The organism is Escherichia sp. WS1265 (assembly GCF_046487585.1).
Classification (GTDB): domain Bacteria; phylum Pseudomonadota; class Gammaproteobacteria; order Enterobacterales; family Enterobacteriaceae; genus Escherichia; species Escherichia coli.
Window position 1 is genome coordinate 37,041 of record NZ_JBJQJE010000012.1, and the last position, 22,960, is coordinate 60,000.

Here is a 22,960-nt window from a genome sequence, read left to right on the forward strand (position 1 = left end):
TACCGAAAAGTTAACCCTGTCCGAAATATGACTTTTTCAGCCTGAAATTACAATCGTAATTAATTCCCCCCTAACTATTTTTTGGCATGTAAGTTGCTTTATTTACTGTGTAAGCAATGAAATCAGCCGCGACGCAACCGGGTTGCACCACCACAAATCAGCGGTAGCACCAAAAAGGTGCGATTTAAGAATTTTGCTTCGGAATGGTGCGGCGCATCTCGCAAAAACAAACAATAAAACAGCAATATCTTTACATTTAGCCAAACTAAATGTTACCTAACAAGCACAACACTGCACAATAAAGTTGCAGATGATAACAACACAAACACTCACAACGGGTATCCATGCGTTCTTAACGCAGAAGATAAAGGAGTTGGATATGCAATTACGTAAACCTGCCACAGCAATCCTGGCCCTGGCGCTTTCCGCAGGACTGGCACAGGCAGATGACGCCGCCCCGGCAGCGGGCAGTACGCTGGACAAAATCGCCAAAAACGGTGTGATTGTCGTCGGTCACCGTGAATCTTCAGTACCTTTCTCTTATTACGACAATCAGCAAAAAGTGGTGGGTTACTCGCAGGATTACTCCAACGCCATTGTTGAAGCAGTGAAAAAGAAACTCAACAAACCGGACTTGCAGGTGAAACTGATTCCGATCACCTCACAAAACCGTATTCCTCTGCTGCAAAACGGCACTTTCGATTTTGAATGTGGTTCTACCACCAATAACGTCGAACGCCAGAAACAGGCGGCTTTCTCTGACACTATTTTCGTGGTCGGTACGCGCCTGCTGACCAAAAAGGGCGGCGATATCAAAGATTTTGCCGACCTGAAAGGCAAAGCCGTAGTCGTCACTTCCGGCACTACCTCTGAAGTTTTGCTCAACAAATTGAATGAAGAGCAAAAAATGAATATGCGCATCATCAGCGCCAAAGATCACGGTGACTCTTTCCGCACCCTGGAAAGCGGTCGTGCTGTTGCCTTTATGATGGATGACGCTCTGCTGGCAGGTGAACGTGCGAAAGCGAAGAAACCGGACAACTGGGAAATCGTCGGCAAGCCGCAGTCTCAGGAAGCCTACGGTTGTATGTTGCGTAAAGATGATCCGCAGTTCAAAAAGCTGATGGATGACACCATCGCGCAGGTGCAGACCTCCGGTGAAGCGGAAAAATGGTTTGATAAGTGGTTCAAAAATCCCATTCCGCCGAAAAACCTGAACATGAATTTCGAGCTGTCAGACGAAATGAAAGCACTGTTCAAAGAACCGAATGATAAGGCACTGAACTAATTACAAGAACCAGGGGCGGAAATTCCAGCCCTCTCGATTGTTACGTAGCACGGACAGACTATACGCCTGATGGTCGTTCCCCATCGGGCCTGAAAACCGCAATACGCTGGGTAACAATCTTCGAGGGTAGCAGTTAACGCTGCTACCCTCTTTTTTCTGGAGTAGATTTATGTCTATAGACTGGAACTGGGGTATTTTTTTACAACAAGCCCCGTTCGGCAACACCACCTATCTTGGTTGGATCTGGAGTGGCTTTCAGGTGACGATCGCTTTGTCGATCTGCGCCTGGATTATCGCTTTCCTCGTCGGTTCATTTTTCGGCATTTTACGTACCGTTCCAAACCGTTTTCTCTCCGGTCTGGGTACGTTGTATGTCGAACTGTTCCGCAACGTGCCGTTGATTGTGCAATTCTTTACCTGGTATCTGGTGATCCCGGAGCTGTTGCCGGAGAAAATCGGCATGTGGTTTAAGGCCGAGCTGGATCCCAATATTCAGTTTTTCCTTTCATCCATGCTCTGCCTGGGGCTGTTTACCGCCGCCCGTGTTTGCGAACAGGTACGCGCCGCGATTCAGTCGTTGCCGCGTGGGCAAAAGAACGCCGCGCTGGCAATGGGTCTGACGCTACCGCAGGCTTACCGCTATGTACTGTTGCCTAATGCTTATCGCGTTATCGTCCCGCCGATGACTTCCGAGATGATGAACCTGGTGAAAAACTCCGCCATCGCCTCGACTATCGGTCTGGTGGATATGGCAGCGCAGGCCGGTAAATTGCTTGATTACTCAGCCCACGCCTGGGAGTCGTTTACCGCCATTACGCTTGCGTATGTGTTGATTAACGCTTTTATCATGCTGGTGATGACGCTGGTTGAACGTAAAGTTCGCCTGCCCGGCAACATGGGGGGCAAATAATGTACGAGTTTGACTGGAGTTCTATTGTCCCTTCCCTGCCCTATCTGCTGGATGGACTGGTGATCACCCTGAAAATCACCGTCACGGCAGTGGTGATTGGTATTTTGTGGGGCACCATGCTGGCGGTGATGCGCTTGTCCAGCTTTGCGCCTGTTGCGTGGTTTGCCAAAGCCTACGTTAACGTATTCCGCTCGATTCCTTTAGTCATGGTTTTGCTGTGGTTTTACCTGATTGTGCCGGGTTTTCTGCAAAACGTGCTGGGATTATCGCCAAAAAATGATATCCGTTTAATTTCGGCAATGGTGGCGTTTTCGATGTTTGAAGCGGCCTACTATTCAGAGATTATCCGTGCCGGTATTCAAAGTATTTCCCGTGGTCAGTCGAGCGCCGCGCTGGCGTTGGGGATGACTCACTGGCAGTCGATGAAACTGATTATTCTGCCGCAGGCTTTCCGCGCGATGGTGCCGCTGCTGCTCACTCAGGGCATCGTACTGTTCCAGGATACCTCACTGGTGTATGTGTTATCTCTGGCCGATTTCTTCCGTACCGCTTCAACCATTGGTGAGCGTGATGGTACGCAGGTCGAGATGATCCTGTTTGCCGGATTTATTTATTTCGTTATTAGCCTTAGCGCATCGTTGTTGGTCAGCTACTTGAAAAGAAGGACAGCATAATGATTACCCTGAAAAATGTTTCAAAATGGTATGGTCACTTTCAGGTGCTGACCGACTGCTCAACCGAAGTGAAAAAAGGCGAAGTGGTGGTGGTTTGCGGCCCGTCTGGTTCCGGCAAATCAACGCTGATTAAAACCGTCAACGGCCTCGAACCGGTGCAGCAAGGTGAAATCACCGTCGATGGCATCGTGGTTAACGATAAGAAAACCGATCTGGCAAAGCTGCGTTCCCGCGTCGGGATGGTGTTCCAGCATTTCGAGTTGTTCCCCCATTTGTCGATTATTGAAAACCTGACCCTGGCGCAGGTGAAAGTGCTTAAACGCGATAAAGCACCCGCTCGTGAAAAAGCATTGAAATTGCTGGAGCGCGTCGGGCTTTCCGCTCATGCCAATAAGTTTCCGGCGCAGCTTTCCGGCGGTCAGCAGCAGCGTGTGGCGATCGCTCGCGCATTGTGCATGGATCCTATCGCGATGCTGTTCGACGAACCGACATCGGCGCTGGATCCGGAGATGATCAACGAAGTGCTGGACGTGATGGTGGAACTGGCGAACGAAGGAATGACCATGATGGTGGTGACCCACGAAATGGGCTTTGCCCGTAAAGTGGCGAATCGGGTGATCTTTATGGACGAGGGTAAAATTGTCGAAGACTCGCCGAAAGACGCTTTCTTCGATGATCCGAAATCGGACCGCGCAAAAGACTTCCTCGCGAAAATCCTGCATTAATCACTCTGGCGCGCATACCCAAGTGCGCGCCATCTCACGCTTTATCGTTTCGCTCCTCGTATCTGTTACATCCTGGCGGTACCCTTGTCGCAAAGAAGCACACAACAAGGAGCAACAATGGCACTGCCAATTCTGTTAGATTGCGACCCAGGTCATGATGACGCTATCGCAATAGTTCTCGCCCTCGCCTCACTAGAGCTTGATGTCAAAGCAATTACGTCTTCCGCCGGAAACCAGACTCCAGAAAAAACCTTACGCAATGTTCTGCGTGTGCTGACCTTGCTTAATCGCACCGATATTCCGGTAGCCGGCGGCGCGGTAAAACCGTTAATGCGTGAGTTGATTATCGCGGACAATGTGCACGGCGAAAGCGGTCTCGACGGCCCGACATTACCGGAACCGACGTTCGCACCGCAAAACTGTACGGCGGTGGAGTTGATGGCGAAAACGCTGCGCGAAAGTGCGGAACCTGTCACGATTGTTTCTACCGGGCCGCAAACTAACGTTGCCTTGCTGCTCAATAGCCATCCGGAACTGCATAGTAAAATTGCTCGTATCGTGATTATGGGCGGCGCAATGGGGCTTGGTAACTGGACGCCTGCGGCTGAATTTAATATTTACGTTGACCCGGAAGCGGCAGAAATTGTCTTCCAGTCAGGAATTCCGGTGGTGATGGCCGGTCTGGATGTTACTCATAAAGCGCAAATCCACGTTGAAGACACCGAGCGTTTCCGCGCGATTGGCAACCCTGTTTCAACCATTGTTGCCGAACTGCTGGATTTCTTCCTCGAATATCATAAAGACGAAAAATGGGGCTTTGTCGGCGCACCGCTGCATGACCCATGTACCATCGCCTGGCTGTTAAAACCGGAGTTGTTTACCACTGTTGAGCGCTGGGTTGGCGTGGAAACACAAGGGAAATATACCCAAGGTATGACGGTTGTTGATTATTATTATCTGACCGGCAATAAACCGAATGCCACTGTAATGGTCGATGTTGATCGTCAGGGCTTTGTTGATTTACTGGCTGATCGTCTGAAATTTTACGCTTAATCACTCGCCGGATGACATCACGCCATCCGGCACCACTCATTTCATTACGGCTCGAACGGGCGTCTCTGGAACTGGTCATGACCACATTTCGGGCATAGCGTCAGCACTTCCGGTGTGTAGATTGGGAGATGGAAGTGACATTTCTCGCAGACCAGATTTCCCAGCCCTACCACTTCTCCGCTGTGATAAACCCCGTGATGATTGAGGTCCTGGAAAACTTCGCGCCATTCAAGCTGCGTTTTATCGGTGATGTCTGCCAGCTCCTGCCATAAGCTTTCTTTAATCACCCGCATAAAGACGCTGTCAGATTCTTCTTTCAGGCTCTCTTCATAGCTCATGGCGAACTCTTCCAGGTCACGTCTGACAGCTCGCGTCAGCTCATCGACCTCGGTTCGCGTTAACTCCCCTGTTTTTATTACGCGCTCGCGCACCTGTTCCACCAGTGCGTCGATATCACGTTCGCCATTGCGCAGGCGTTCGCTCAGTGACGCGACCAGTTCACGGTAATATTGAGCAACCTTGTTCATCGTTTCATCTCCCGGGTCGTTAACTGACTATAATAATAGACGTTCTTTGTTCCTTGCTTTGCTAATACGCCCACAAACTCTGTAAATTAATGTATGAATAATCCGGGCATCATTTCAACGTCGAGTGCGCGAAAGGCTGTTTTGACGCGGACGTTTGGGCTATGCTATGCGGATCTGAAAAACCACCTCAACGCTACATTTGTAGCCGTATTGAAAACAGGACCACTGGCTGCCATGCAAGAGCAATACCGCCCGGAAGAGATAGAATCCAAAGTACAGCTTCATTGGGATGAGAAGCGCACATTTGAAGTAACCGAAGACGAGAGCAAAGAGAAGTATTACTGCCTGTCTATGCTTCCCTATCCTTCTGGTCGACTACACATGGGCCACGTACGTAACTACACCATCGGTGACGTGATCGCCCGCTACCAGCGTATGCTGGGCAAAAACGTCCTGCAGCCGATCGGCTGGGACGCGTTTGGTCTGCCTGCGGAAGGCGCGGCGGTGAAAAACAACACCGCGCCAGCACCGTGGACGTACGACAACATCGCGTACATGAAAAACCAGCTCAAAATGCTGGGCTTTGGTTATGACTGGAGCCGCGAGCTGGCAACCTGTACGCCGGAATACTACCGTTGGGAACAGAAATTCTTCACCGAGCTGTATAAAAAAGGCCTGGTATATAAGAAGACTTCTGCGGTCAACTGGTGCCCGAACGACCAGACCGTACTGGCGAACGAACAAGTTATCGACGGCTGCTGCTGGCGCTGCGATACCAAAGTTGAGCGTAAAGAGATCCCGCAGTGGTTTATCAAAATCACTGCTTACGCTGACGAGCTGCTCAACGATCTGGATAAACTGGATCACTGGCCAGACACCGTTAAAACAATGCAGCGTAACTGGATCGGTCGTTCCGAAGGCGTGGAAATCACCTTCAACGTTAACGACTATGACAACACGCTAACCGTTTACACTACCCGCCCGGACACCTTTATGGGTTGTACCTACCTGGCGGTAGCGGCGGGTCATCCGCTGGCGCAGAAAGCGGCGGAAAATAATCCTGAACTGGCGGCCTTTATTGACGAATGCCGTAACACCAAAGTTGCCGAAGCTGAAATGGCAACGATGGAGAAAAAAGGCGTCGATACTGGCTTTAAAGCGGTTCACCCATTAACGGGCGAAGAAATTCCCGTTTGGGCAGCAAACTTCGTATTGATGGAGTACGGCACGGGCGCAGTTATGGCGGTTCCGGGTCACGACCAGCGCGACTACGAGTTTGCCTCTAAATACGGCCTGAACATCAAACCGGTTATCCTGGCAGCTGACGGCTCTGAGCCAGATCTTTCTCAGCAAGCCCTGACTGAAAAAGGCGTTCTGTTCAACTCTGGCGAGTTCAACGGTCTTGACCATGAAGCGGCCTTCAACGCTATCGCCGATAAACTGACTGCGATGGGCGTTGGCGAGCGTAAAGTGAACTACCGCCTGCGCGACTGGGGTGTTTCCCGTCAACGTTACTGGGGCGCGCCGATTCCGATGGTGACGCTGGAAGACGGTACCGTAATGCCGACCCCGGACGACCAGCTGCCGGTGATCCTGCCGGAAGATGTGGTGATGGACGGCATTACCAGCCCGATTAAAGCAGATCCGGAGTGGGCAAAAACTACCGTTAACGGTATGCCAGCGCTGCGTGAAACCGACACTTTCGACACCTTTATGGAGTCCTCCTGGTACTATGCGCGCTACACTTGCCCGGAGTACAAAGAAGGTATGCTGGATTCCAAAGCGGCTAACTACTGGCTGCCGGTGGATATCTACATTGGTGGTATCGAACACGCCATTATGCACCTGCTCTACTTCCGCTTCTTCCACAAACTGATGCGTGATGCGGGCATGGTGAACTCTGACGAACCAGCGAAACAGTTGCTGTGTCAGGGTATGGTGCTGGCAGATGCCTTCTACTATGTTGGCGAAAACGGCGAACGTAACTGGGTTTCCCCGGTTGATGCTATCGTTGAACGTGACGAGAAAGGCCGTATCGTGAAAGCGAAAGATGCGGCAGGCCATGAACTGGTTTATACCGGCATGAGCAAAATGTCCAAGTCGAAGAACAACGGTATCGACCCGCAGGTGATGGTTGAACGTTACGGCGCGGACACCGTTCGTCTGTTTATGATGTTTGCTTCTCCGGCTGATATGACTCTCGAATGGCAGGAATCCGGCGTGGAAGGGGCTAACCGCTTCCTGAAACGTGTCTGGAAACTGGTTTACGAGCACACAGCGAAAGGTGATGTTGCGGCACTGAACGTTGATGCGCTGACTGAAGATCAGAAAGCGCTGCGTCGCGATGTGCATAAAACGATCGCTAAAGTGACCGATGATATCGGCCGTCGTCAGACCTTCAACACCGCAATTGCAGCGATTATGGAGCTGATGAACAAACTGGCGAAAGCACCGACCGATAGCGAGCAGGACCGCGCCCTGATGCAGGAAGCACTGCTGGCCGTTGTCCGTATGCTTAACCCGTTCACCCCGCACATCTGCTTCACGCTGTGGCAGGAACTGAAAGGCGAAGGCGATATCGACAACGCGCCGTGGCCGGTTGCTGACGAAAAAGCGATGGTGGAAGACTCCACGCTGGTCGTGGTGCAGGTTAACGGTAAAGTCCGTGCAAAAATCACCGTTCCGGTGGACGCAACGGAAGAACAGGTTCGCGAACGTGCTGGCCAGGAACATCTGGTAGCAAAATATCTTGATGGCGTTACCGTGCGTAAAGTGATTTACGTACCCGGTAAACTCCTCAATCTGGTCGTTGGCTAAGCGCGGGAGGAAGCGTGCGATATCTGGCAACATTGTTGTTATCTCTGGCGGTGTTAATCACCGCCGGGTGTGGCTGGCATCTGCGTGATACCACGCAGGTTCCTTCCACTATGAAGGTCATGATCCTGGACTCAGGCGATCCGAACGGGCCATTAAGCCGTGCGGTGCGTAACCAGTTACGTCTGAATGGTGTCGAGTTGCTTGATAAAGAAACCACGCGTAAGGACGTTCCATCCCTGCGTTTGGGTAAAGTGAGCATCGCGAAAGATACCGCATCGGTATTCCGTAACGGTCAAACAGCAGAGTATCAGATGATCATGACGGTCAATGCGACCGTGTTGATCCCCGGCCGTGACATCTACCCGATTAGCGCCAAAGTCTTCCGTTCGTTCTTCGATAACCCGCAAATGGCGTTAGCGAAAGATAACGAACAAGACATGATCGTAAAAGAGATGTACGACCGTGCTGCCGAACAGCTGATTCGTAAGCTGCCAAGCATCCGTGCTGCGGATATTCGTTCCGACGAAGAACAGACGTCGACCACAACGGATACTCCGGCAACGCCTGCACGCGTCTCAACCACGCTGGGTAACTGATGATTCGGTTGTACCCGGAACAACTCCGCGCGCAGCTCAATGAAGGGCTGCGCGCGGCGTATCTTTTACTTGGTAACGATCCTCTGTTATTGCAGGAAAGCCAGGACGCTATTCGTCAGGTAGCTGCGGTACAAGGATTCGAAGAACACCACACTTTTTCCATTGATCCCAACACTGACTGGAATGCGATCTTTTCGTTATGCCAGGCCATGAGTCTGTTTGCCAGTCGACAAACGCTATTGCTGTTGTTACCAGAAAACGGACCGAATGCGGCGATCAATGAACAACTTCTCACACTCACCGGACTTCTGCATGACGACCTGCTGTTGATCGTCCGCGGTAATAAATTAAGCAAAGCGCAAGAAAATGCCGCCTGGTTTACTGCTCTTGCGAATCGCAGCGTGCAGGTGACCTGTCAGACACCGGAGCAGGCTCAGCTTCCCCGCTGGGTTGCTGCGCGCGCAAAACAGCTCAACTTAGAACTGGATGACGCGGCGAATCAGGTGCTCTGCTACTGTTATGAAGGTAACCTGCTGGCGCTGGCTCAGGCACTGGAGCGTTTATCGCTACTCTGGCCAGACGGCAAACTGACATTACCTCGCGTTGAACAGGCGGTGAATGATGCCGCGCATTTCACCCCTTTTCATTGGGTTGATGCTTTGTTGATGGGAAAAAGTAAGCGCGCGTTGCATATTCTTCAGCAACTGCGTCTGGAAGGCAGCGAACCGGTTATTTTGTTGCGCACATTACAACGTGAACTGTTGTTACTGGTTAACCTGAAACGCCAGTCTGCCCATACGCCACTGCGTGCGTTGTTTGATAAGCATCGGGTATGGCAGAACCGCCGGGGCATGATGGGCGAGGCGTTAAATCGCTTAAGCCAGCCGCAGTTACGTCAGGCCGTGCAACTCCTGACACGAACGGAACTCACCCTCAAACAAGATTACGGTCAGTCAGTGTGGGCAGAGCTGGAAGGGTTATCTCTTCTGTTGTGCCATAAACCCCTGGCGGACGTATTTATCGACGGTTGATATGAAATCTTTACAGGCTCTGTTTGGCGGCACCTTTGATCCGGTGCACTATGGTCATCTTAAACCCGTGGAAACGCTGGCGAATTTGATTGGTCTGACGCGGGTCACAATCATCCCTAATAATGTTCCTCCGCATCGTCCCCAGCCGGAAGCGAACAGCGTGCAGCGTAAACACATGCTTGAACTGGCGATTGCCGACAAGCCATTATTTACTCTTGATGTACGCGAGCTAAAGCGCAATGCCCCCTCTTACACTGCGCAAACACTGAAAGAGTGGCGGCAGGAACAAGGGCCGGACGTGCCGCTGGCGTTTATTATAGGTCAGGATTCACTGCTGACCTTTCCGACCTGGTACGAATACGAAACGATACTCGACAATGCACATTTGATCGTCTGTCGGCGTCCAGGTTACCCACTTGAAATGGCGCAACCGCAATACCAGCAATGGCTGGAAGATCATTTGACACATAACCCGGAAGATCTTCACCTTCAGCCTGCCGGTAAAATTTATCTGGCTGAAACGCCGTGGTTTAACATCTCGGCGACCATCATCCGCGAACGTTTGCAAAACGGTGAATCGTGTGAGGATTTATTGCCGGAACCGGTACTGACTTACATTAACCAACAAGGCTTGTATCGCTGATACCTGTCGTTACGGAGGGCATGATGCGACTGTGGTTAATTCGTCATGGCGAAACGCAAGCGAATATCGATGGTCTGTACAGCGGTCATGCTCCCACACCCCTGACTGCGCGCGGTATTGAGCAAGCGCAAAATCTGCATACGCTGCTACATGGTGTTTCCTTTGACCTGGTTTTATGCAGTGAACTGGAACGGGCACAGCATACCGCGCGACTGGTTCTCAGTAACCGCCAGCTCCCCGTGCAAATCATCTCTGAACTCAACGAAATGTTTTTTGGCGACTGGGAGATGCGGCATCATCGCGACCTCATGCAAGAAGATGCCGAAAACTATAGCGCGTGGTGCAATGACTGGCAGCATGCTATCCCCACGAACGGTGAAGGATTTCAGGCATTTTCACAACGTGTGGAACGGTTTATCGCAAGGCTTAGTGAATTTCAGCACTATCAGAATATTTTAGTCGTCAGCCATCAGGGTGTACTGAGTCTGTTAATCGCCCGTTTAATTGGCATGCCTGCCGAAGCTATGTGGCATTTTCGCGTTGACCAGGGATGTTGGAGCGCCATTGATATCAACCAAAAATTCGCGACGTTACGCGTCCTCAATAGCCGTGCCATCGGGGTCGAAAATGCATGACTTTTCTGTTTTTTTACGGGTAAGCCGCAACGACCATTGACAGCCCCGGGCAGGCTGATATTCTCCGCAGCCAGACTTTTTTCGCCAGACACGACTTTGTAGAAATTGTTTTACAAAAATGGCGATGCAATCTGCGGCTCGGGGTGGGATGATAGCCCACTTTCGAAAGCCGATTCGGCGACAATTGTCCCGAAATCGCCTCTGGTTCAGGTATACTGACAGACCATTTTTATCTATTTGATTCACCCAGGGGGAAAACTTGCAGGGTAAAGCACTCCAGGATTTTGTTATCGACAAAATTGATGACCTCAAAGGTCAGGACATCATCGCCTTAGACGTTCAGGGCAAATCCAGCATCACCGACTGCATGATCATCTGTACGGGTACGTCCAGCCGTCATGTTATGTCCATTGCTGACCACGTTGTGCAGGAGTCTCGCGCAGCGGGCCTGTTACCGCTCGGCGTAGAAGGTGAAAACAGCGCCGACTGGATTGTCGTGGATTTGGGCGATGTGATTGTCCATGTCATGCAGGAAGAGAGCCGTCGCCTGTATGAACTGGAAAAACTCTGGAGTTAATGCGTGAAGCTGCAACTTGTCGCCGTGGGAACGAAAATGCCGGACTGGGTACAAACCGGTTTTACCGAGTACCTGCGTCGTTTTCCGAAAGATATGCCCTTCGAGCTGATTGAAATTCCGGCCGGAAAACGCGGCAAGAATGCGGACATCAAGCGCATACTCGACAAAGAGGGTGAGCAGATGTTGGCGGCCGCAGGCAAAAACCGCATTGTCACCCTCGATATTCCAGGCAAGCCCTGGGATACGCCGCAGTTAGCCGCTGAGCTGGAACGCTGGAAGCTGGATGGTCGCGACGTCAGTCTACTGATTGGCGGGCCTGAAGGGTTGTCGCCTGCCTGTAAAGCGGCGGCGGAGCAGAGCTGGTCGCTGTCGGCGCTTACCCTCCCCCATCCGCTGGTTCGCGTGCTGGTCGCAGAGAGTCTGTACCGGGCGTGGAGCATCACCACCAACCATCCTTATCACCGTGAGTGATAAGGGAGCTTTGAGTAGAAAACGCAGCGGATGAAACTACAGAACTCTTTTCGCGACTATACGGCAGAGTCCGCGCTGTTTGTGCGCCGGGCGCTGGTCGCCTTTTTGGGGATTTTGCTGCTGACCGGCGTGCTTATCGCCAACCTGTATAATCTGCAAATTGTTCGCTTTACCGACTACCAGACCCGCTCTAATGAAAACCGCATTAAGCTCGTGCCTATCGCGCCCAGCCGCGGCATTATCTACGACCGTAACGGTATCCCTCTGGCCCTCAACCGCACTATCTACCAGATAGAAATGATGCCGGAGAAAGTCGATAACGTGCAGCAAACGCTGGACGCTTTGCGCAGCGTGGTAGATCTGACCGATGATGATATTGCTGCATTCCGAAAAGAGCGCGCACGTTCACACCGTTTCACCTCTATTCCGGTGAAAACTAACCTGACCGAAGTACAAGTAGCTCGCTTTGCCGTCAATCAGTACCGTTTTCCGGGTGTTGAAGTTAAAGGCTATAAACGTCGTTACTATCCTTACGGTTCGGCGTTGACCCACGTCATCGGCTATGTGTCGAAAATCAACGATAAAGACGTCGAACGCCTGAATAATGACGGCAAACTGGCCAACTATGCGGCAACGCATGATATCGGTAAGCTGGGCATTGAGCGTTACTATGAAGACGTGCTGCACGGTCAGACTGGTTATGAAGAGGTTGAAGTTAACAACCGTGGGCGTGTTATCCGCCAGTTAAAAGAAGTACCACCGCAAGCCGGACACGATATTTACCTGACGCTGGATCTCAAACTCCAGCAATATATTGAAACGCTGCTGGCGGGTAGCCGCGCAGCGGTGGTAGTCACCGATCCGCGTACAGGTGGGGTGCTGGCGCTGGTTTCCACGCCTAGTTATGACCCAAACCTGTTTGTTGACGGTATCTCCAGCAAAGATTATTCCGCCTTGCTGAACGACCCGAATACACCGCTGGTGAACCGCGCCACACAGGGGGTTTATCCTCCCGCGTCTACAGTTAAACCCTATGTGGCGGTTTCGGCATTGAGCGCCGGAGTGATCACGCGCAATACGACGCTGTTTGACCCAGGCTGGTGGCAACTGCCAGGTTCGGAAAAACGTTATCGTGACTGGAAAAAATGGGGCCACGGGCGTCTGAATGTCACAAGATCGCTGGAAGAATCTGCGGATACCTTCTTCTATCAGGTGGCCTACGATATGGGAATCGATCGCCTCTCCGAATGGATGGGTAAATTCGGTTATGGTCATTACACTGGTATCGACCTGGCGGAAGAACGTTCCGGCAACATGCCTACCCGCGAATGGAAACAGAAACGCTTTAAAAAACCGTGGTATCAGGGTGACACCATTCCGGTTGGTATCGGTCAGGGTTACTGGACAGCGACCCCAATCCAGATGAGTAAGGCACTGATGATCCTGATTAATGACGGTATCGTGAAGGTTCCGCATTTGCTGATGAGCACCGCCGAAGACGGCAAACAGGTGCCATGGGTACAACCGCATGAACCGCCCGTCGGCGATATTCATTCCGGTTACTGGGAGCTGGCGAAAGACGGTATGTACGGTGTTGCTAACCGCCCTAACGGTACGGCGCATAAATACTTTGCCAGCGCACCGTACAAAATTGCGGCGAAATCTGGTACCGCTCAGGTCTTCGGTCTGAAAGCGAACGAAACCTATAATGCGCACAAAATTGCCGAGCGTTTACGTGACCACAAACTGATGACCGCCTTTGCGCCATACAACAATCCGCAAGTGGCTGTCGCCATGATTCTGGAGAACGGTGGCGCGGGTCCGGCGGTTGGTACGCTGATGCGCCAGATCCTCGACCACATTATGCTGGGTGATAACAACACCGATCTGCCTGCGGAAAATCCAGCGGTTGCCGCAGCGGAGGACCATTAATCATGACGGATAATCCGAATAAAAAAACATTCTGGGATAAAGTCCATCTCGATCCCACAATGCTGCTGATTTTACTGGCATTGCTGGTTTACAGCGCCCTGGTTATCTGGAGCGCCAGCGGTCAGGATATTGGCATGATGGAGCGTAAAATCGGCCAAATCGCGATGGGTCTGGTCATCATGGTGGTGATGGCGCAAATTCCTCCACGCGTTTATGAAGGCTGGGCCCCCTATCTCTATATCATCTGTATTATTTTGCTGGTGGCGGTAGATGCTTTCGGTGCCATCTCTAAAGGTGCTCAACGCTGGCTGGACCTCGGTATTGTTCGTTTTCAGCCGTCGGAAATTGCCAAAATAGCCGTACCACTGATGGTTGCGCGCTTTATCAACCGCGACGTTTGCCCGCCATCGTTGAAGAACACTGGCATCGCGCTGGTGCTGATATTTATGCCCACGCTGCTGGTGGCTGCACAGCCTGACCTGGGAACATCAATCCTCGTTGCGCTTTCCGGTCTGTTTGTACTGTTCCTCTCTGGCCTTAGCTGGCGTCTGATTGGCGTCGCAGTAGTGCTGGTAGCGGCGTTCATTCCGATTCTGTGGTTCTTCCTGATGCATGATTACCAGCGCCAGCGCGTAATGATGCTCCTGGACCCGGAATCAGACCCACTCGGCGCGGGCTATCATATTATTCAGTCTAAAATTGCTATTGGCTCCGGCGGATTACGCGGCAAAGGCTGGCTGCACGGTACTCAGTCACAGCTTGAATTTCTCCCCGAACGCCATACCGACTTTATCTTCGCGGTACTGGCGGAAGAGCTGGGATTAGTGGGTATTTTGATTCTGCTCGCTCTTTACATTCTGCTGATCATGCGCGGGCTGTGGATAGCCGCCAGAGCGCAAACCACCTTTGGTCGCGTCATGGCTGGCGGCTTAATGCTGATATTATTCGTTTATGTCTTCGTAAATATTGGTATGGTAAGCGGTATTCTGCCGGTTGTAGGGGTTCCGCTCCCACTGGTCAGTTATGGAGGATCGGCGCTAATTGTGCTGATGGCTGGGTTCGGGATTGTAATGTCAATCCACACCCACAGGAAAATGTTGTCGAAAAGCGTGTAAGAGGTGCGCAATGCGTAAGCAGTGGCTCGGGATCTGCATCGCGGCAGGAATGCTCGCGGCATGTACAAGCGATGATGGTCAGCAACAGACGGTAAGTGTACCGCAGCCTGCGGTATGTAACGGCCCCATAGTTGAAATTAGCGGGGCGGACCCGCGTTTCGAACCACTGAACGCGACGGCAAATCAGGATTACCAGCGCGACGGTAAAAGCTACAAAATCGTGCAGGATCCGTCTCGATTTAGCCAGGCGGGACTGGCGGCAATCTATGATGCCGAACCCGGCAGTAACCTGACGGCCTCTGGCGAAGCATTCGATCCGACACAGTTGACGGCGGCCCATCCAACGCTTCCGATCCCCAGCTACGCCAGAATCACTAACCTGGCTAACGGGCGAATGATCGTGGTGCGCATTAATGATCGCGGTCCTTACGGCAACGACCGCGTTATTTCGCTTTCTCGCGCGGCAGCTGACCGTCTTAACACGTCAAACAACACCAAAGTTCGTATCGATCCGATTATTGTCGCCCAGGATGGTTCGCTTTCTGGTCCTGGTATGGCTTGTACCACAGTTGCCAAACAGACTTACGCCCTGCCTGCACCTCCCGATTTAAGCGGCGGCGCGGGAACAAATTCAGTGTCTGGCCCACAGGGTGACATTCTTCCGGTCAGTAATTCGACGCTAAAAAGCGAAGATCCGACCGGCGCGCCGGTAACCAGCAGCGGTTTCCTCGGCGCACCAACGACCTTAGCGCCTGGTGTTCTGGAAAGCAGCGAACCAACACCTGCACCACAACCCGTTGTTACAGCTCCGGCGACAACGCCTGCAACCTCGCCTGCAATGGTGACACCGCAAGCCGCCTCGCAAAGCGCCAGCGGCAACTTTATGGTGCAAGTCGGAGCCGTTAGCGATCAGGCTCGTGCGCAACAGTACCAACAGCAACTGGGACAGAAGTTCGGCGTCCCCGGTCGCGTAACTCAAAATGGCGCGGTCTGGCGGATCCAGCTTGGCCCATTCGCCAGCAAAGCCGAAGCCAGTACCTTGCAGCAACGTTTGCAAACCGAAGCCCAATTACAGTCATTTATTACCACCGCGCAGTAGCGTAAAGCAGGCATCTGATGTGTCAATTTCTGTAAATGACGTTAACAAAGTCACGCGGAAAGTCAGATGCCTGCCGGTAGTGCATTTGCTATAGTAGGGCACTTTTTTTAATTCCATCACGGATGTCGTAGTTCAGACCATGAATACCATTTTTTCCGCTCGTATCATGAAGCGCCTGGCGCTCACCACGGCTCTTTGCACAGCCTTTATCTCTGCTGCACATGCCGATGACCTGAATATCAAAACTATGATCCCGGGTGTACCGCAGATCGATGCGGAGTCCTACATCCTGATTGACTATAACTCCGGCAAAGTGCTCGCCGAACAGAACGCAGATGTCCGCCGCGATCCTGCCAGCCTGACCAAAATGATGACCAGTTACGTTATCGGCCAGGCAATGAAAGCCGGTAAATTTAAAGAAACTGATTTAGTCACCATCGGTAACGACGCATGGGCTACCGGTAACCCGGTGTTTAAAGGTTCTTCGCTGATGTTCCTCAAACCGGGCATGCAGGTTCCGGTTTCTCAGCTAATCCGCGGTATTAACCTGCAATCGGGTAACGATGCTTGCGTCGCCATGGCCGATTTTGCCGCTGGTAGCCAGGACGCTTTTGTTGGCTTGATGAACAGCTACGTTAACGCCCTGGGCCTGAAAAATACCCACTTCCAGACGGTACATGGTCTGGATGCTGATGGTCAGTACAGCTCCGCGCGAGATATGGCGCTGATCGGCCAGGCGTTGATCCGTGACGTACCGAATGAATACTCGATCTATAAAGAAAAAGAATTTACGTTTAACGGTATTCGCCAGCTGAACCGTAACGGCCTGTTATGGGATAACAGCCTGAATGTCGACGGCATCAAAACCGGACACACTGACAAAGCAGGTTACAACCTTGTTGCTTCTGCGACTGAAGGCCAGATGCGCTTGATCTCTGCGGTGATGGGCGGACGTACTTTTAAAGGCCGTGAAGCCGAAAGTAAAAAACTGCTAACCTGGGGCTTCCGTTTCTTCGAAACCGTTAACCCACTGAAAGTAGGTAAAGAGTTCGCCTCTGAACCGGTTTGGTTTGGTGATTCTGATCGCGCTTCGTTAGGTGTTGATAAAGACGTGTATCTGACCATTCCGCGTGGCCGCATGAAAGATCTGAAAGCCAGCTATGTGCTGAACAGCAGTGAATTGCATGCGCCGCTGCAAAAGAATCAGGTCGTCGGTACTATCAACTTCCAGCTTGATGGCAAAACGATCGAACAACGCCCGCTGGTTGTGCTGCAAGAAATCCCGGAAGGCAACTTCTTCGGCAAAATCATTGATTACATTAAATTAATGTTCCATCACTGGTTTGGTTAAAAATCGAACACTTGAAAGTGTAATTTCCGCCCCCATATACTAAGCATCAGTAAAAAACTCCCGCCTTCTGGCGGGAGTTGCTATTTAATTACGTTACGCCGGAGCTGACATGAAAACCAAACTTAACGAACTGCTTGAATTCCCTACTCCTTTTACTTACAAAGTTATGGGGCAGGCGTTACCTGAGCTGGTTGATCAGGTGGTTGAAGTGGTACAGCGCCATGCGCCAGGTGACTACACCCCAACGGTAAAACCAAGCAGCAAAGGCAACTACCACTCGGTATCTATCACTATCAACGCTACTCATATCGAGCAGGTTGAAACACTGTATGAAGAACTGGGCAAAATCGATATTGTCCGCATGGTTCTGTAACTCGCTTCTCCGTTACCCGGCTCCTGGTCGGGTAACTCCCCTCTCCTCGCTGTGATATACTTTTCCCCCACTTTTACTCATTCTCCACGGAGATGCCGTTTTGTATCAGGATAAAATTCTTGTCCGCCAGCTCGGTCTTCAGCCTTACGAGCCAATCTCCCAGGCTATGCATGAATTCACCGATACCCGCGATGATAGTACCCTTGATGAAATCTGGCTGGTCGAGCACTATCCGGTATTCACCCAAGGGCAGGCAGGAAAGGCGGAGCACATTTTAATGCCGGGTGATATTCCGGTGATTCAGAGCGATCGCGGTGGGCAGGTGACTTATCACGGGCCGGGGCAACAGGTGATGTATGTGTTGCTTAACCTGAAACGCCGTAAACTCGGTGTGCGTGAACTGGTGACCTTGCTTGAGCAAACAGTGGTGAATACCCTGGCTGAACTGGGTATAGAAGCGCATCCTCGGGCTGACGCGCCTGGTGTCTATGTCGGGGAAAAGAAAATTTGCTCACTGGGTTTACGTATTCGACGCGGTTGTTCATTCCACGGTCTGGCATTAAACGTCAATATGGATCTTTCACCATTTTTACGTATTAATCCTTGTGGGTATGCCGGAATGGAAATGGCTAAAATATCACAATGGAAACCCGAAGCGACGACTAATAATATTGCACCACGTTTACTGGAAAATATTTTAGCGCTACTAAACAATCCTGACTTCGAATATATTACCGCTTAATTCCATACATCAATGGCCCAATTTACACTGGGTCATTACTCATAATACCTGCTAATGCTTTACATCTCCTTCGCGTTTGTATATTTTCTTTATCACTTGCAGAAATGCGATGCTACGCCTTGCTCCGTAACTCACCCCATTGATTAACTTATTGAAATAGTTGATTATGGTGAGCAAAAGCGTTCCGTTCCAATTAGACATAAGATTATTGTAATTTTTTTAAATATTATTTTTCCATGAATAAAATTGGAGTAAGTGCGTGGATAGTAATAATCAAATTGAAACCTGTTTAAGCAGAAAGTCGTCAGAAGGTAAACCACAAATATTTACAACCTTACGAAATATTGATCTTAACCTTCTGACTATTTTTGAAGCTGTATATGTACATAAAGGGATCGTTAATGCAGCGAAAGTGCTTAATCTGACACCCTCGGCAATCAGTCAGTCTATTCAGATACTGCGCGTTATATTCCCTGACCCATTGTTTATTCGCAAAGGCCAGGGTGTCACTCCTACCGCATTTGCGATGCATCTACATGAGTATATCAGTCAGGGCCTTGAGTCCATTCTTGGCGCGCTGGATATCGAAGGAAGCTATGATAAGCAACGAACGATAACTATTGCGACCACCCCCTCGGTCGGAGCCCTGGTCCTTCCTGTCATCTATCGGGCGATTAAAACTCACTATCCGCAGCTTTTACTGCGCAACCCGCCCATCAGCGACGCGGAAAACCAACTCAGTCAGTTTCAAACCGATCTCATCATCGATAACATGTTTTGCACCAATCGTACGGTGCAACATCATGTTCTGTTCACCGACAATATGGTGTTAATTTGCCGCGAGGGAAATCCACTACTCTCTTTAGAAGATGACAGAGGGACTATCGACAACGCTGCGCATATACTCCTGTTACCGGAAGGGCAAAATTTCAGCGGTCTGCGGCAGAGAGTTCAAGAGATGTTTCCGGACCGGCAAATCAGTTTCACCAGCTACAACATTTTGACAATCGCTGCACTGGTTGCCAACAGTGACATGTTAGCGATTATTCCCAGCCGTTTTTATAACCTGTTTAGCCGTTGTTGGCCGCTGGAAAAACTGCCTTTTCCGTCCTTAAATGAGGAGCAAATAGATTTCTCTATCCACTACAACAAATTCAGCCTGCGTGATCCCATCCTGCACGGGGTAATAGATGTTATCCGTAATGCATTTTGAAAAAGTATTGTTACAGCCAGATCACAGCGAAGAACGAAAAAATGGCACAATCCAACAACAATTTTACATTTTCGCGACCGCTTTGGCTGCTTTCAGGTCCGTTTCAATGATATACTGCCAGTCGTTAATTCAAAAATAGTTGATAATTACAACAATCTATTGAATTGAAACGCTTTCCTTCGTAATTCGCAACTGGAACACGCACGCTATGAGTAAACCCATTGTGATGGAACGCGGTGTTAAATACCGCGATGCCGATAAGATGGCCCTTATCCCGGTTAAAAACGTGGCAACAGAGCGCGAAGCCCTGCTGCGCAAGCCGGAATGGATGAAAATCAAGCTTCCAGCGGACTCTACACGTATCCAGGGCATCAAAGCCGCAATGCGCAAAAATGGCCTGCATTCTGTCTGCGAGGAAGCCTCCTGCCCTAACCTGGCGGAATGCTTCAACCACGGCACAGCAACGTTTATGATCCTCGGCGCTATTTGTACCCGCCGTTGTCCGTTCTGTGACGTTGCCCATGGTCGCCCGGTAGCTCCGGATGCCAATGAACCAGTGAAACTGGCGCAGACCATTGCCGATATGGCGCTGCGTTATGTGGTTATCACCTCCGTTGACCGTGATGACCTGCGCGATGGCGGTGCCCAGCACTTTGCGGATTGCATTACTGCCATTCGGGAAAAAAGCCCGCAAATCAAAATTGAAACTCTGGTGCCGGATTTCCGCGGTCGTATGGATCGTGCTCTGGATATTCTGACCGCCACACCACCAGATGTGTTCAACCATAACCTGGAAAACGTACCGCGTATTTACCGTCAGGTACGGCCTGGTGCAGATTACAACTGGTCGCTGAAGCTGCTGGAACGCTTTAAAGAAGCGCATCCGGAAATCCCGACCAAGTCTGGTCTGATGGTGGGTCTGGGTGAAACCAATGAAGAAATTATTGAGGTAATGCGCGACCTGCGCCGTCATGGTGTGACGATGTTAACGCTGGGGCAATATTTGCAGCCAAGCCGCCATCACCTGCCGGTTCAACGTTACGTTAGCCCGGATGAGTTCGACGAAATGAAAGCCGAAGCGCTGGCGATGGGCTTTACCCATGCTGCATGCGGTCCGTTTGTCCGCTCGTCTTACCACGCCGATTTGCAGGCGAAAGGGATGGAAGTTAAGTAATCCTGTAATAATTGCTTACATCTGTCTGATAAAAAACCCGCTTTTTGAAGCGGGTTTTTTGTATCGAACAAGATATTGAGGGAGCGTCCTGCTCGCCACGTCACTCTTTATGAGAGAGCTTTTCAGCCTGAAGATCAACGTCTGCGCCTTTTTTCGCCGCAGCATCGTCATCATTCATCGCCTTCTTGAACCCTTTAATGGCCGCTCCAAGGTCTCCGCCCAGCGTACGTAACTTCTTAGTCCCAAACAGCAGAACGACCAGCGCCGCAACTACCAGCAGTTTGGTAATACTAATCTCACCCATAGATACCTTCTTGACATATAACCGGCAACAGAACGCGCCTTAAAAACCAGAGAATATTAACGGTCATTCGACGCGCGCACACAATAGCAATCTGTAACAAGGTGAATCAAGCGCCGAGTAAAAAAACATCATAATAATTGCGGCGGCGCAAAGCGACGGTTGTTTAAGACGGGCAGTTGCGCGCGCACCTGACGCACACGTTCGGGCGTCACTTCCGCCATAATGAGTGCAGGCATTTCTGACGCTGCCGCAATGGTGACGCCAAAGGGATCTATAATCCGGCTTTGCCCGATATTTTTGTTCCCGCACTCCCCCGCCGCCACCATATAACAGGTGGTATCCAGCGCACGAGCGGCAAGCAACGTTGACCAGTGATGCTCTTTGAGCGGCCCACGAACCCAGGCGGCAGGAAGTACCAGGATTTCAGCTCCCTGTAATGCCTGTGCCAGCGCCAGCTCTGGAAAGCGTAAGTCATAACAGGTCATCAGACCGACCTTCATCCCTTCCACCTCCAGTAACGGAGCTATTTCATTACCAGCATCAACATGGCGTGATTCCTGAATGGCAAATGCATCATAGAGATGCAGTTTGGCATAACGGGCGACGATGTTTCCTGCCTGAAGTGCCACCAGCATATTCCATGCGCGCCCCGGCGTTGAAGGAACATGAATCGTCAGAATTGTCGTCAACATGTTACGTTTACTTTCTCGCCGTAAACGTCCGAGGAATTCGCCTTCCAGCAGCTGTGCTGATTTAACCGATAGATCTGCATCATGATCATCGCGCGCCAGCAATGCTTCCGGCAGGACAAACAGCGATACGTCGTTTTCCGCCGCCTGCGCCATCAACGAGGCACAAATCTCAGCGTTCTTTTCCCACACAGATGTAACAGCAAACTGTCCTGCGGCAACCAGCATTGCCACCTCCTCCTGTCAGAGTCGTAAAATTCGCCAACGGCGATTATTCGGCGTTACACTTATCACTCATACAAATCAAATAGCAGGATTTTGCAGTGTTACAACTTCTTTTAGCAGTTTTTATTGGCGGTGGTACGGGAAGCGTGGCGAGATGGCTGTTAAGTATGCGATTTAACCCGCTGCATCAAGCGATTCCGTTGGGGACGCTGGCTGCAAACCTGATTGGGGCATTCATCATAGGAATGGGATTCGCCTGGTTTAGCAGGATGACGAACATTGATCCAGTGTGGAAAGTATTAATCACCACCGGATTTTGTGGCGGTCTAACAACCTTCTCAACATTTTCGGCAGAAGTGGTGTTTTTGTTACAAGAGGGCCGCTTTGGCTGGGCGTTACTGAACGTTTTCGTCAACCTTTTGGGGTCTTTTGCCATGACCGCACTGGCTTTCTGGCTGTTTTCCGCCTCAACCGCACACTAAAGACCAAAAAAAACCCGCTGATTAAGCGGGTTTTGAATTCTTGCTGACGTATCTTACAGAGCGATTACGTTTGCAGCAGAAGGGCCTTTGGCACCGTTAGTGATTTCGAACTCTACGCGCTGACCTTCAGCAAGAGTTTTAAAACCATTAGTCTGGATTGCAGAGAAGTGTACGAACACGTCTTTGCTGCCGTCTTCCGGAGTAATGAAACCGAATCCTTTGGACTCATTAAACCACTTAACGTTACCTTTAATCTTAGACATCAAAATTACCTTTACATGAAAAATAGACACAAATGCTGTGTCGGTTACCAG

At 50.9% G+C, this 22,960-nt stretch carries 25 protein-coding genes; 21 read left to right on the top strand and 4 right to left on the bottom strand.

Going from position 1 to position 22,960, the window contains the following annotated elements; genetic code table 11:
* Positions 1 to 379 precede the first annotated feature (379 nt).
* From gltI to rihA, 5 genes are all read left to right on the top strand, one after another.
* On the top strand, positions 380 to 1,288 hold the full coding sequence (gltI, locus tag ACJHX3_RS13340; protein ID WP_001177085.1) for a glutamate/aspartate ABC transporter substrate-binding protein GltI: 909 nt from the start codon (positions 380 to 382) through the stop codon (positions 1,286 to 1,288).
* A 169-nt stretch (positions 1,289 to 1,457) separates the two neighbouring features.
* Entirely contained in the window at positions 1,458 to 2,198 is a 741-nt protein-coding gene (gene gltJ / locus ACJHX3_RS13345) for a glutamate/aspartate ABC transporter permease GltJ (RefSeq protein ID WP_000020941.1), read from the top strand.
* Positions 2,198 to 2,872, top strand: coding sequence for a glutamate/aspartate ABC transporter permease GltK (gene gltK, locus ACJHX3_RS13350; protein WP_000272822.1), 675 nt, complete (start codon positions 2,198 to 2,200; stop codon positions 2,870 to 2,872). The genes gltJ and gltK overlap by 1 nt, the downstream gene beginning before the upstream one ends.
* Complete coding sequence (gene gltL, locus ACJHX3_RS13355) at positions 2,872 to 3,597, top strand: glutamate/aspartate ABC transporter ATP-binding protein GltL (protein ID WP_000631384.1); 726 nt, start codon at positions 2,872 to 2,874, stop codon at positions 3,595 to 3,597. The genes gltK and gltL overlap by 1 nt, the downstream gene beginning before the upstream one ends.
* 117 nt (positions 3,598 to 3,714) lie before the next feature.
* Positions 3,715 to 4,650 carry a pyrimidine-specific ribonucleoside hydrolase RihA gene (rihA, locus tag ACJHX3_RS13360; protein WP_001207487.1) on the top strand — a complete coding sequence of 312 codons (936 nt, stop codon included), beginning with the start codon at positions 3,715 to 3,717 and terminating at the stop codon, positions 4,648 to 4,650.
* A gap of 44 nt (positions 4,651 to 4,694) precedes the next feature.
* On the opposite strand, the gene ACJHX3_RS13365 is transcribed toward rihA, so the two are convergent.
* Positions 4,695 to 5,177, bottom strand: a complete 483-nt coding sequence (locus ACJHX3_RS13365) for a zinc ribbon-containing protein (protein WP_094308229.1) — start codon at positions 5,175 to 5,177, stop codon at positions 4,695 to 4,697.
* Positions 5,178 to 5,411: 234 nt separating this feature from the next.
* Between ACJHX3_RS13365 and leuS the strand changes: the two genes are divergently transcribed.
* The 15 genes from leuS to lipA all read left to right on the top strand — a co-directional run bounded on the left by leuS (position 5,412) and on the right by lipA (position 20,946).
* Positions 5,412 to 7,994 (top strand): leucine--tRNA ligase, encoded by a 2,583-nt coding sequence (gene leuS / locus ACJHX3_RS13370; RefSeq protein WP_001366479.1) that lies wholly within the window; start codon positions 5,412 to 5,414, stop codon positions 7,992 to 7,994.
* Between the two features lie 14 nt (positions 7,995 to 8,008).
* Complete coding sequence (gene lptE / locus ACJHX3_RS13375) at positions 8,009 to 8,590, top strand: LPS assembly lipoprotein LptE (RefSeq protein WP_001269673.1); 582 nt, start codon at positions 8,009 to 8,011, stop codon at positions 8,588 to 8,590.
* On the top strand, positions 8,590 to 9,621 hold the full coding sequence (gene holA, locus ACJHX3_RS13380) for a DNA polymerase III subunit delta (RefSeq protein WP_000620511.1): 1,032 nt from the start codon (positions 8,590 to 8,592) through the stop codon (positions 9,619 to 9,621). The genes lptE and holA overlap by 1 nt, the downstream gene beginning before the upstream one ends.
* A 1-nt stretch (position 9,622) precedes the next feature.
* Positions 9,623 to 10,264, top strand: coding sequence for a nicotinate-nucleotide adenylyltransferase (nadD, locus tag ACJHX3_RS13385; protein ID WP_094308231.1), 642 nt, complete (start codon positions 9,623 to 9,625; stop codon positions 10,262 to 10,264).
* 23 nt (positions 10,265 to 10,287) lie between these two features.
* Positions 10,288 to 10,899, top strand: coding sequence for an adenosylcobalamin/alpha-ribazole phosphatase (locus tag ACJHX3_RS13390; RefSeq protein WP_001241875.1), 612 nt, complete (start codon positions 10,288 to 10,290; stop codon positions 10,897 to 10,899).
* Positions 10,900 to 11,158: 259 nt separating this feature from the next.
* On the top strand, positions 11,159 to 11,476 hold the full coding sequence (rsfS, locus tag ACJHX3_RS13395) for a ribosome silencing factor (protein ID WP_001161664.1): 318 nt from the start codon (positions 11,159 to 11,161) through the stop codon (positions 11,474 to 11,476).
* A gap of 3 nt (positions 11,477 to 11,479) precedes the next feature.
* A complete protein-coding gene (gene rlmH / locus ACJHX3_RS13400; RefSeq protein WP_000776104.1) occupies positions 11,480 to 11,947 on the top strand; it encodes a 23S rRNA (pseudouridine(1915)-N(3))-methyltransferase RlmH in 468 nt (155 codons plus the stop codon).
* A gap of 30 nt (positions 11,948 to 11,977) precedes the next feature.
* Positions 11,978 to 13,879, top strand: coding sequence for a peptidoglycan DD-transpeptidase MrdA (gene mrdA / locus ACJHX3_RS13405; protein ID WP_000776191.1), 1,902 nt, complete (start codon positions 11,978 to 11,980; stop codon positions 13,877 to 13,879).
* Between the two features lie 2 nt (positions 13,880 to 13,881).
* On the top strand, positions 13,882 to 14,994 hold the full coding sequence (gene mrdB / locus ACJHX3_RS13410; protein WP_000131719.1) for a peptidoglycan glycosyltransferase MrdB: 1,113 nt from the start codon (positions 13,882 to 13,884) through the stop codon (positions 14,992 to 14,994).
* Positions 14,995 to 15,004: 10 nt separating this feature from the next.
* Positions 15,005 to 16,093: an endolytic peptidoglycan transglycosylase RlpA gene (gene rlpA, locus ACJHX3_RS13415; RefSeq protein WP_001231418.1), complete on the top strand. Its 1,089-nt coding sequence runs from the start codon at positions 15,005 to 15,007 to the stop codon at positions 16,091 to 16,093.
* 139 nt (positions 16,094 to 16,232) lie between these two features.
* Positions 16,233 to 17,444 (top strand): D-alanyl-D-alanine carboxypeptidase DacA, encoded by a 1,212-nt coding sequence (dacA, locus tag ACJHX3_RS13420; RefSeq protein WP_001092082.1) that lies wholly within the window; start codon positions 16,233 to 16,235, stop codon positions 17,442 to 17,444.
* A 109-nt stretch (positions 17,445 to 17,553) separates the two neighbouring features.
* Entirely contained in the window at positions 17,554 to 17,817 is a 264-nt protein-coding gene (gene ybeD / locus ACJHX3_RS13425) for a DUF493 family protein YbeD (protein WP_000850550.1), read from the top strand.
* Positions 17,818 to 17,917: 100 nt separating this feature from the next.
* Positions 17,918 to 18,559: a lipoyl(octanoyl) transferase LipB gene (gene lipB, locus ACJHX3_RS13430; RefSeq protein WP_000284027.1), complete on the top strand. Its 642-nt coding sequence runs from the start codon at positions 17,918 to 17,920 to the stop codon at positions 18,557 to 18,559.
* 259 nt (positions 18,560 to 18,818) lie between these two features.
* Positions 18,819 to 19,772: a YbeF family transcriptional regulator gene (locus tag ACJHX3_RS13435; protein WP_094308232.1), complete on the top strand. Its 954-nt coding sequence runs from the start codon at positions 18,819 to 18,821 to the stop codon at positions 19,770 to 19,772.
* A 208-nt stretch (positions 19,773 to 19,980) separates the two neighbouring features.
* Positions 19,981 to 20,946 (top strand): lipoyl synthase, encoded by a 966-nt coding sequence (lipA, locus tag ACJHX3_RS13440; protein ID WP_000042632.1) that lies wholly within the window; start codon positions 19,981 to 19,983, stop codon positions 20,944 to 20,946.
* A gap of 100 nt (positions 20,947 to 21,046) precedes the next feature.
* Here lipA and tatE read toward each other — a convergent pair whose 3' ends face one another.
* Positions 21,047 to 21,250, bottom strand: coding sequence for a twin-arginine translocase subunit TatE (gene tatE / locus ACJHX3_RS13445; protein ID WP_000503931.1), 204 nt, complete (start codon positions 21,248 to 21,250; stop codon positions 21,047 to 21,049).
* 128 nt (positions 21,251 to 21,378) lie between these two features.
* Positions 21,379 to 22,167, bottom strand: coding sequence for a deaminated glutathione amidase (locus tag ACJHX3_RS13450; RefSeq protein WP_001314558.1), 789 nt, complete (start codon positions 22,165 to 22,167; stop codon positions 21,379 to 21,381).
* A 95-nt stretch (positions 22,168 to 22,262) separates the two neighbouring features.
* Here ACJHX3_RS13450 and crcB point away from each other — a divergent pair, with 95 nt between their 5' ends.
* Positions 22,263 to 22,646: a fluoride efflux transporter CrcB gene (gene crcB / locus ACJHX3_RS13455; RefSeq protein WP_000939738.1), complete on the top strand. Its 384-nt coding sequence runs from the start codon at positions 22,263 to 22,265 to the stop codon at positions 22,644 to 22,646.
* Between the two features lie 53 nt (positions 22,647 to 22,699).
* Here crcB and cspE read toward each other — a convergent pair whose 3' ends face one another.
* Positions 22,700 to 22,909, bottom strand: a complete 210-nt coding sequence (cspE, locus tag ACJHX3_RS13460; RefSeq protein ID WP_000034825.1) for a transcription antiterminator/RNA stability regulator CspE — start codon at positions 22,907 to 22,909, stop codon at positions 22,700 to 22,702.
* Positions 22,910 to 22,960 lie beyond the last annotated feature (51 nt).